Source organism: Streptomyces sp. NRRL S-118 (genome assembly GCF_000716335.1).
In the GTDB taxonomy this organism is placed as follows: domain Bacteria; phylum Actinomycetota; class Actinomycetes; order Streptomycetales; family Streptomycetaceae; genus Streptomyces.
Map to the genome: position 1 here is coordinate 160,474 of NZ_KL591003.1, position 9,302 is coordinate 169,775.

The 9,302-nt window shown below is 73.4% G+C and carries 9 protein-coding genes; 3 read left to right on the forward strand and 6 right to left on the reverse strand.

The window, feature by feature from the left end:
• The 3 genes from IH00_RS0107440 to IH00_RS0107450 all read right to left on the reverse strand — a co-directional run.
• Positions 1–372: HAMP domain-containing protein (locus IH00_RS0107440; RefSeq protein WP_158827727.1), on the reverse strand; the 372-nt coding region annotated here is incomplete at its 3' end.
• Positions 373–993: 621 nt separating this feature from the next.
• Positions 994–1,521 (reverse strand): hypothetical protein, encoded by a 528-nt coding sequence (locus tag IH00_RS0107445; RefSeq protein WP_031070891.1) that lies wholly within the window; start codon positions 1,519–1,521, stop codon positions 994–996.
• 166 nt (positions 1,522–1,687) lie between these two features.
• A complete protein-coding gene (locus IH00_RS0107450; protein ID WP_031070894.1) occupies positions 1,688–3,838 on the reverse strand; it encodes an elongation factor G in 2,151 nt (716 codons plus the stop codon).
• Positions 3,839–4,984: 1,146 nt separating this feature from the next.
• On the opposite strand from IH00_RS0107450, the gene IH00_RS0107455 reads away from it, so the two are divergent.
• Complete coding sequence (locus IH00_RS0107455; protein WP_078887610.1) at positions 4,985–5,902, forward strand: S1 family peptidase; 918 nt, start codon at positions 4,985–4,987, stop codon at positions 5,900–5,902.
• 203 nt (positions 5,903–6,105) lie between these two features.
• On the opposite strand, the gene IH00_RS0107460 is transcribed toward IH00_RS0107455, so the two are convergent.
• The 3 genes from IH00_RS0107460 to IH00_RS0107470 form a co-directional block, all read right to left on the reverse strand.
• Positions 6,106–6,591 carry a VOC family protein gene (locus IH00_RS0107460; protein WP_031070899.1) on the reverse strand — a complete coding sequence of 162 codons (486 nt, stop codon included), beginning with the start codon at positions 6,589–6,591 and terminating at the stop codon, positions 6,106–6,108.
• 154 nt (positions 6,592–6,745) lie between these two features.
• Complete coding sequence (locus IH00_RS38830) at positions 6,746–7,375, reverse strand: hypothetical protein (RefSeq protein WP_052411239.1); 630 nt, start codon at positions 7,373–7,375, stop codon at positions 6,746–6,748.
• Entirely contained in the window at positions 7,375–8,025 is a 651-nt protein-coding gene (locus IH00_RS0107470) for a hypothetical protein (RefSeq protein WP_031070903.1), read from the reverse strand. Before IH00_RS0107470 ends, IH00_RS38830 begins: the two co-directional genes overlap by 1 nt.
• A 210-nt stretch (positions 8,026–8,235) precedes the next feature.
• On the opposite strand from IH00_RS0107470, the gene IH00_RS42665 reads away from it, so the two are divergent.
• Positions 8,236–8,841, forward strand: a complete 606-nt coding sequence (locus IH00_RS42665; RefSeq protein ID WP_158827729.1) for a hypothetical protein — start codon at positions 8,236–8,238, stop codon at positions 8,839–8,841.
• Between the two features lie 75 nt (positions 8,842–8,916).
• Positions 8,917–9,072 (forward strand): DUF6131 family protein, encoded by a 156-nt coding sequence (locus IH00_RS43280; protein ID WP_199819707.1) that lies wholly within the window; start codon positions 8,917–8,919, stop codon positions 9,070–9,072.
• Positions 9,073–9,302 lie beyond the last annotated feature (230 nt).

A 9,302-nucleotide genomic window follows, 5' to 3' on the forward strand; every position in this document is an offset into this window, starting at 1 on the left:
GATCGAACGCACCTGACCCGTCAGGTTGCCCGCCATGGCGTTGACGGACTCGGTGAGGTCGGCCCAGGATCCGGACGCGCCCGGCACGTGGGCCTGGCCGCCGAGGGCACCCTCGCTGCCCACCTCGCGCGCCACGCGTGTCACTTCCGACGTGACCGAGGAGAGCTGGTCCACCATGCCGTTGAAGACGGTCGCGATCTCCCCCAGCAGGCCGTCGGACTGGTGGGGGAGCCGGGTTCCGAAGTCTCCGTCGCGCACCGCGGTCAGCCCCGCGAGGAGCTCCCTCAGTTCCGGCTCCCCCACGGCGTCCCTCCCCGCCCCCTCGGCGGTTCCACGGGCGGGCTGCGGGTTCCTGACCGGAGCCTCAGTCATCGTCCAACCTCGTTCCGTCAACGGCACCGTAGGCGTGCGTCGCAAATCCGGCGAAGATTAACCGCGGAGCGGGATACCGGGCAATCGCGGCTGGATCCGTCCCCGCGCCATGTCCGGAACATGAGGATCCTATTCCGGAATGGTCCGGTCGGTGCACGAGGATGCTCGCCCCCGGTACAGGACGTGATGGTCACCGTCGGCTCGTGCCCCGCTTCATGGGGTTCGATGCCTTCCTGCGGGGGCGCGTGTTCCCGGGCGGCGGCCTCGAGCGCCGCCCGCGGGCCGGTGGACACCGCCGCACCGCGGGCGGATCACGCCGGCGGCCGCCTTCCGGTGCGGGCCGGAGCGCGGCTCGCCGCCCCCGTACGGACCGCCCCGGCAGGGGGGGCGGCACGCACGGGGGCGCCGGCGCGGGACGAGAAGGCGCAGGACGGGCTCGGCGCCGCTACGCCGCGCCGCCCAGCACCTCCATCAGGTCCGACAACCGGCGGCGCCACTTGTGCGAGCGCCTGCAGTACCGCCGCAGCGCTCCCCGGCCGCGCGGCCGGAAGGGGCGGCCGCACCACAGGCAGGAGCGCGGGCGGCTCGCGTTCGCTTCCGCTGCCCTGTGCACCGCAGGCCTCAGCTCGTCACCCGGGAGGCGTTGATGACCTCGCACTTCTTGTACTCGGAGCCGTTACCGTCACCGAGGTAGGCGGTGCTCGCCTCGCCCGTACGGGACTGGGAAGCGGGCACCAGCAGGTCGTCGACCTTCGCGACGGCCCGGGTGACCGGCGCTCCGCCGAGGTCGCCCTTGAACTGCAGGGTGACGTCGTACCTGTAGTCCATCGCGTCGTCGTTGGTGACCGTGATCTTCGCGATCAGGTTCTTGCCCGCCGCGTCCATCCGGCAGTCGTCGATGCGCACGTCGCGCTCGGCCGCGCTCGCGCCGGAGCCGCCGCCCGGGACGGACGCTCCCCCGGTGCCGGAGCCGCTGCTGCCGTCGTTGCCCTGGGTGCCGCCGGAGCTGGAGGTGTCACTGTTGCTGTTGCTGTTGCTGCTGGACCCGCTGCTGCTGCCGCAGCCGCCACCGCCGGAACCCCGGGCACCGGTCAGCGCGACGAGGACGACACCGAGGACGGCGACAGCACGGACATGGCGAAGTTTCACGTTCAACCCCCGTTGAGCGTTGGAATGTGCGAGTGGAGACGCCCCATATTGACGGGCACACGTCACCCTAACAGCGCCGTACGGGTGCTGATCACCACCACGGAAGGGCCGGGGCGGGCGGCCTGGCCGCCCGCCCCGGCGGGGGCGGCACGAGTCCGCGGGCGGGCTACCGCGACAGCGCCTCCTGCGTCACGCTCGCCGGCACGGGCGCGTAGCCCGCGGGGCGGGTGGTGAAGGTTCCACGGCCCTGGGTGCGGCTGCGGAGCCGGGACGCGTAGCCGAAGAGCTCGGCCAGCGGCACGGTAGCGGTGATCACCGCCGCGCCGGCCCGCGCGGTCGAGCCCGAGACACGGCCGCGCCGTGCCGCCAGGTCACCGAGCACACCGCCCACGGAGTCGTCGGGCACGGTCACCGTGATCTCGACAACCGGCTCGAGGAGCGTCATCGCGCACGCGCGCAGTGCCTCGCGCAGCGCGAGCCGCCCGGCCGTACGGAAGGCCATCTCCGAGGAGTCCTTGGAGTGGGTGGCCCCGTCGGTCAGGGTGACGCGCACCCCGGTCACCTGATGGCCGCCGAGAGGACCCTCGGCCAGCGCGTCCCGGCAGCCGGCCTCGACCGCGCGGACGTACTCCTGCGGCACGCGCCCGCCCACGACGGTGGACCGGAACGCGAAGCCGCCCGCGGCGCGGTCGACCGATCGGTCCGCCGTGCCGCCGGCCCCGGCCCCGCCGGCGTCGGCCGCCACCGTGTCGGCAGACTCGTCCAGCGGCTCGACGTCGAGCACGACGTGGGCGAACTGCCCCGCGCCGCCGTCCTGTTTGACGTGCCGGTACACCAGGCCCCGGACCCCCCGGACGACCGTCTCGCGGTAGGACACCCGCGGCTGCCCGACGCCGACCTCCAGACCGTGGGCGCGACGGATCTTCTCCACCGCGACCTCCAGGTGCAGCTCGCCCATCCCCGACAGCACCGTCTGCCCCGTCTCGGGGTCGGCCCGCACCGTCAGGGAGGGGTCCTCCTCGGCCAGCCGCGCAAGCGCCGACGCCAGGCGGTCGGCGTCCAGGCTCCTGCGGGCCTCCACCGCCACCGAGACGACCGGGGCGGCGGCCGCGAGCGGCTCCAGGACCAGCGGGGCCGCCGGTGCGCACAAGGTGGTCCCCGCGCGCGCCGTCTTCAGCCCGACCACGGCGACGATGTCCCCGGCCGACGCCGCGTCGACCTCGGCGTGCCGGTCGGCCTGCACCCGCAGGATCCGCCCGATCCGCTCACTGCGGCCCGCTCCCATGTCGAGCACCGCGTCCCCCTTCCGCAGCGTCCCCGCGTACACCCGTACATACGTCAGCCGGCCCGTGGCGGTCGCCTGCACCTTGAAGACCAGCGCGGCGAGCGGCGCACCGGGGTCGGCGCTCCGCTCCTGCACCGTGTCGCCGAGGGTGCCGCGCACCGGCGGCACGTCGGCGGGCGACGGCAGGTACGCCGCGACGGCGTCCAGCAACGGCTCGATCCCGCGGTTGCGGTACGCCGAACCGCACAGCACCACCACACCCTCACCACTGCGGGTGATGTCGCGCAGAGCCGTGGCCAGGGTCGGCGCGGAGACCTCCGGGCGCGTGCAGAACTCGTCCAGTGCGGCCGGGTGGAGCTCCGCGGCGGTCTCCTCCAGCAGGCGCCGGCGCCGGCGCGCCTCCTCCAGCAGCGCCTCGGGAACCGGGCCTTCGCCGTACGGGTCGCCGTCGGCGCCCCAGAACAGCGTGCGCATGCGCAGCAGATCCACCACCCCGGTGAAGCCGTCCTCACGTCCCACCGGCAACTGGACGACCAGGGGGACCGCGCCCAGGCGTTCCCGGATGGACGTGACCGCGGTGTCGAGGTCGGCGCCCGCGCGGTCGAGCTTGTTGACGAACGCGAGACGGGGCACCCCGTGCTGGTCGGCCTGGCGCCATACCGCCTCGCTCTGCGGCTCCACTCCGGCGACCGCGTCGAACACCACGACCGCTCCGTCAAGGACCCTGAGGGAACGGGCCACTTCGTCGGAGAAGTCGACGTGCCCCGGGGTGTCGATGAGATTGATCCGGTGACCGTCCCACGCGCAACTGACGGCGGCGGCGAAGATGGTGATCCCGCGATCGCGTTCCTGGGGGTCGTAGTCGGTGACGGTCGTGCCGTCGTGGACCTCGCCCCGTTTGTGGGTGGCACCGGTCGCGTACAGGATCCGTTCGGTGAGGGTGGTCTTCCCGGCGTCGACGTGGGCGAGGATGCCGAGGTTGCGGACGCGGGTGAGTGGAGCGGCGGAGGTCTTGCGGTCGTCGGTGCGCACGGCCCGAGGCCTTTCGGTGAGGTGGAGATGAAGAAGAGGGCGGCGCGATTTCCGGACGAACCGGCATGGAATGGACCGGATGGAAAGACTTCCGGACGCGGGGTGCCGAACACCGGGTACGGAGACGACCGGCGTCGTGACACGGCGGCGCCCTGAGGGCTCGCATCGAGGTGTGCGGCGTCGGAGCATCGGGGCATCGCCCATCGGATGCCGCTCGCCGGCTGCCGAGACGTCAGGCACCGGGATCCAGGTGCCGGGAGCCGGTGCCGGGAGCCGGTGCCGGGCGTCAGATGCCGCGTGTCAGGTGTCGCGCGTCAGATGCCACGTGTCAGGTGTTCGTCGCGGACATCCGGTGACGGCCGCGCAGCCGTCACCGGGGCCAGGAGGACACCGGGATCACGTCGTACCGGGACCGGGGAACGACGACAGCGGTGCGGTTGCGCACGGTCGGGCCCCCCTCGTCGGTGTCGGAAACGCGCGCTGCACATCGCAGTGATCCCTGCGGCAGCGTCACGCAAGGCGAGTGTAGTGAGGGGCCCTCGACCCCGGCACCGGAATTTCCGTCCGGGGCGCGAGGGACGCGATCAGGCCACGGCACGCCGGGAGCGAATCGGAGCGATCAAGGGCATACGGGAGACGTCGGCGGCCGGCGGCGAGTACGCACGTCACCGGCCCGCCCGCGCACACGGGACGGTTCGGATCCGGCCATGGTGTCCACGGTGGCGCGGGCGGCCGGCCCCTCACGCGTCACCCATGGTTGCTGACGCCACTGCAGCAACACGTCCATTCATTGAACACTGAACTGCTCGTGCGCGACCGCAGTGACTCGGGACCGGCCCCGCACCCTTTGCCGACGGCAAATCCCACGTCCCGTCACCTTTCGGCCAGCTGCCGTACAGGGGCGGAACGGGCGGGAAGCGGAACGCACTTCCGGCCGAGCGCCTGGTGGCGGCGGCTGGGCCCGCTCACCCGATGAACGCGCGTAGCGCGACCGAAAGCCGCTCTGTTGCCAGGCCCAAGCGGAGGACAGGATCCGTATCAACCGCTTGTCAGGCCCATGACGGAGAGCCGTCCCGTCGGGTGCCGGCCGGCGGCCGCTGGTGGGCCCGCACACCCAACGGGCCCTGGACATCCATGGAGGATGCAGTGAACATCAAGCGCTTCACCCCCCACGGTGGCGTCGCGAGAGGCCTCCGGCTGACCGCCGTGGCCTCGGCCCTGCTGACCGCCGCCGCGCTTGCCGCCCCGAGCGCCGCGGCGGACTCGGCCCCCGCGCCCCGTGCCACCACCGCCCAGCTCGCCGCGGCGAGCGACGCGGTCCTGGGGGCCGACGTCCCCGGTACCGCGTGGTACACGGACTCCGCGTCCGGCAAGCTCGTCCTGACCGCCGACTCCACCGTCTCGGCCGCCGAGCTCGCCAAGATCAAGAAGGCGCTCGGCAGCCGGAGCGGGACCCTGGAGGTCAAGCGGACCCCGGGGACGTTCAACAAGCTCATCGCGGGCGGGCAGGCCATCTACGCCGGCGGCGGCCGCTGCTCCCTCGGCTTCAACGTCCGCAGCGGCTCCACGTACTACGCCCTGACGGCCGGCCACTGCACCAACAGCGGCAGCACCTGGTACACGAACTCGGCCAACACCGCCGTGCTCGGCACGCGTACCGGCTCCAGCTTCCCGGGCAACGACTACGGCATCATCCGGCACTCCAACGCCTCGGCGGCGGACGGCCGCGTGTACCTCTACAACGGCTCGTACCGCGACATCACCGGGGCGGGGAACGCCTCCGTCGGCCAGTCGGTGCAGCGCAGCGGCAGCACCACCGGCCTGCGCAGCGGCACGGTCACCGGCCTCAACGCCACCGTCAACTACGGCAACGGCGACGTCGTCTACGGTCTCATCCAGACCAACGTCTGCGCCGAGCCCGGCGACAGCGGCGGCGCCCTGTTCTCCGGCACCACCGCGCTCGGCCTGACCTCGGGCGGCAGCGGCAACTGCTCCTCCGGCGGCACCACCTTCTTCCAGCCGGTCACCGAGGCCCTGAGCGCGTACGGCGTGAGCGTCTTCTAGCACCCTCGCGCTCCGGGGCCGTCCGGCGGCGACCCCGGGCCTGCGGGCCGGCCGTCACGTGACAGCGGCAGCTCCGCTCCACCGACGGCTCCGTGCAACCGACGGCTCCGTGCCACGACAGCTCCGTGCACCGGCGGTCCGCGTCCTGCGGGCCGCCGGTTCGCGTGCCGGCCGGGCGTGAGGTGCGGCCGGGCCCGTGGAGGCTACGCGGACGCGCCGTCGTACGCCTTCCGCAGCGTGGCGATGTCCAGCTTGCCCATCGCGAGCATGGCCTGCGTGACCCGGCGTGCCCTCTCGGGGTCCGGGTCGGCGATCATTTCCAGGAGCGGCTCCGGGACGACCTGCCACGACAGGCCGAACTTGTCCTTCAGCCAGCCGCAAGGCCCCTCCTGCCCGCCCTCGGACAGCCTGGTCCAGTAATGGTCCACCTCACCCTGGTCCTCGCAGCGGATCTGGAACGAGATCGCCTCGTCGAAGGTGAACTCGGGGCCGCCGTTCAGCGCGACGAACTTCTGCCCGTTGGCCACGAACTCGACGGTCATCACCGACCCCGCGGGCCCGGGCGCGCCCTCGGGGTACCGGACGACACGGCCGATGCCGGAGTCCTTGAACAGGGAGACGTAGAAGTGTGCGGCCTCCTCGGCCCGGCCGTCGAACCACAGGCAGGTGGTGAATCCGTCCCCGGTCATCGCTTCCTCCTCGGGTGGGTGAGTGCGTCCACCGGTATGGACCGGGTCCGGGGCGGGAACTCATCGCTCCCGGCACACGGCACGGCGCCCTCGCCCGTGCCCGCGAGGTGCGGACAAGGATGAGGGCGCCGCGGGAGGGGCCGTGTCCTCCGGTTCAGAGGCGCAGCAGCCGGTCGGTCATGTCGCGGTACTCCCGCAGCGTGACGCGGAGCTGCTCGGTGTCGGCCGCGCGGTCACCGCCGTCCCATGCGGTACGCAGCTTCCGGCGCTGTTCCGCCAGGGCACTGGTCAGCCGCTCGGCGACCTCCTCCATCGTCCCGGCGGCCTCCTGCACGGCGCGCCGCGGGTCATCGACGAAGTCGGTCATGGCGTGCTGGATCCGCCGTTCGAGCGCCTCCCGCTCGCCATCGGCGACCAGGGAGCGGGCCGGTGTCGCGGCCCTCGCGTCGGCCGTGCCTGCGGAGCGAGGGGATCCGGCCGGCCGCGAGTCGCCCGCGCCGGCCGGTCCGTGGCCTTCGGCCGGCCGAGAGCTGTCCTGGGGTGCGTGTGAGCTGCCCTGGGATGCCCGCGAGGTGTCCTGGGGCGGTGTCGCGTGGACGGGGTACACCGCGCGGGACGGGTCGGCGCCACCGGCGACGGCGGGGTTCACGCCGCCGTCCGCGCCGGCTCGCGCGGGCCGGCCCGGGTCGGCCGACGAGCGACCGGCGAGGTGCTGTACGGGCTGGGACTGCCCGGAGGCGGGCGGCGTCCCCTTCTGCGGTACCTGAGCGGGGTCGAGGCTCATCAGACTCCACTTCCCTTCGGCTTCAGCGAGCGGGGCAGGTGCGACGGACGGTGGTGGTGGCCGCTGTCCGCCTCGTGGCGCCGTGCGCCGCGGCGGTGGTTGCGCGGCCGGTCGGAGCTCAGCTCCTCGAAGAGCCGTCGGGCTTCGAGCAGCGCTGTGCGCAGTTGCTCCGTGTTCGCCCCGGTCCCTTCCGGACGAGCTGCCCGGCGCACGCGGCGGTAGGCGTCGAGGCTGTGGGCGTGGTGCACGGACAGCGCGGCCATCTGCTCCTCGTACGCGTTGGCGGCGGGGAAGCCCCGCTCCTCCGCCAGCCCGGCCAGCAGCTCGCCCGCCTCCGCGACCGCTTCGCGCGGGGCGTCCACGAACCGCTGCTGCAGCTCGGCCCAGCGGGTCTCATAGCGTTCCCGCACCTCGCCGGTCAGCGGATGCGGCCGCAGGTGACCGTACCGCTCGACCCGCCCGGCGAGTTCGCGGTCGGCCGCCTCGTGGTTGCCGTCGTGACGCGCGAGAGTGAGGTCGTACTCGGGCCCGAAGCGCCTCTGCAGCGCGGGGCGCCGCAGTTCGTTGCGGGACCGGCTCCTCCAGTACAGCGCCGCGCCCACGAGGGCCACCAACACGACCAGGGCGACGACGATCAGGACAGTGGACATGACTGTTTTCCCTCGATCCGGGTGTGCCCAAAGGGTGTTCGTCACGCAGGTTGCCGCGATTCCGGGGGACAAACGGCATGACAGGCACTCAGGGCGGGCGGTGGGCCCGGCCCCAGGTGCATCGCCGTCGCGCGTCCCCAGGTCACTCGTGCCGGTGGCGGGGACGCACAGCACCGGCGCGGAAGGGGATCCGTGCGCGAAGGTGGCCGGATGCGCCCGCTCGTCCTGTCCCGCGCCCGCACCGCCCCCGCCGCGCTCGCGGCCCGGGCCGTGCTCGCCGCCGTCCTCCTCGGAACGGCGGGTTGTGTGTCCGTGCCCCACGCCGCCGTTCCCCCGCCCAACCACCCGGCTCCGGCGGGCGGTCCGGCCTCCGCTCCCGTGGTGTGGCGGCCTCCTGCCGAGCCCCCGGCCCAGCAGGAGCTCGCGACGACGGGCCCGGCCGCCCGGCCCGGCACGCCATCGGCGGCGGGCGGTCGAGCCGAACGCGAGGAGCCCGGCACGGACGGGAACGGCCCGCGGCGTCCGGCAGCTCAGCCACCGGGCGGGATGTCCGCGTGGGGAACGACGGCGGGGCGCGGCCCGACGGCAGGGCAGGGAAAGACGGCATCGCAGGGGAGGACGACGGGTCGGACCCGGGCGGCCGTACCGGCCGCGGCCCCCGAGCGCACGGCGCCTGCGCCCCGGCTCGTCCCGCCGCAGCTGCCGAAGCCACCGCGGTCCCGTCCCACTCAGGGCATGGAGGACGTGTGCCGCGCCTCCCGCGGGGTCACCGACCCGTCGATCACCGCATGGTGCGTCAAGACCTTCATCCGCTGACCACCGTCCGACGAGCCGCCGCCCCGAGGTGCGCCTACTCTTGTGGTGGGGTAATCCTCGAGATCGGAGGACGCAATGATCATCCTCGGGGTCATCCTGCTCATCATCGGCCTGGTGGCCGGCATCTCCATCCTCTGGACGATCGGAGTCATCCTGGTCGTCATCGGAGCCGTCCTCTGGATCCTGGGAGCGATCGGCCACGCGGTCGGCGGACGCCGTCACTACTGGTGATCTGCTGCTCGTCCAGGCACGTTCCGTACCGGCGCGGGGGCCCGGCCGGTCACCCAACGGGGCACGCCGTCCGGCCCGGCCGTACCCGCGGCCGGGCCGGCGTCGGCACGCGCGCACGCTCACGCGCACAGGCATGGCAGCGTCCGGCAGGCAGCGGCACGGCCGGCGCCCGGGACCGTGGCCGGGGTCTGTCGTTCGGATCCGGCCGGATCAGGGAGTGGCGTCCGGCG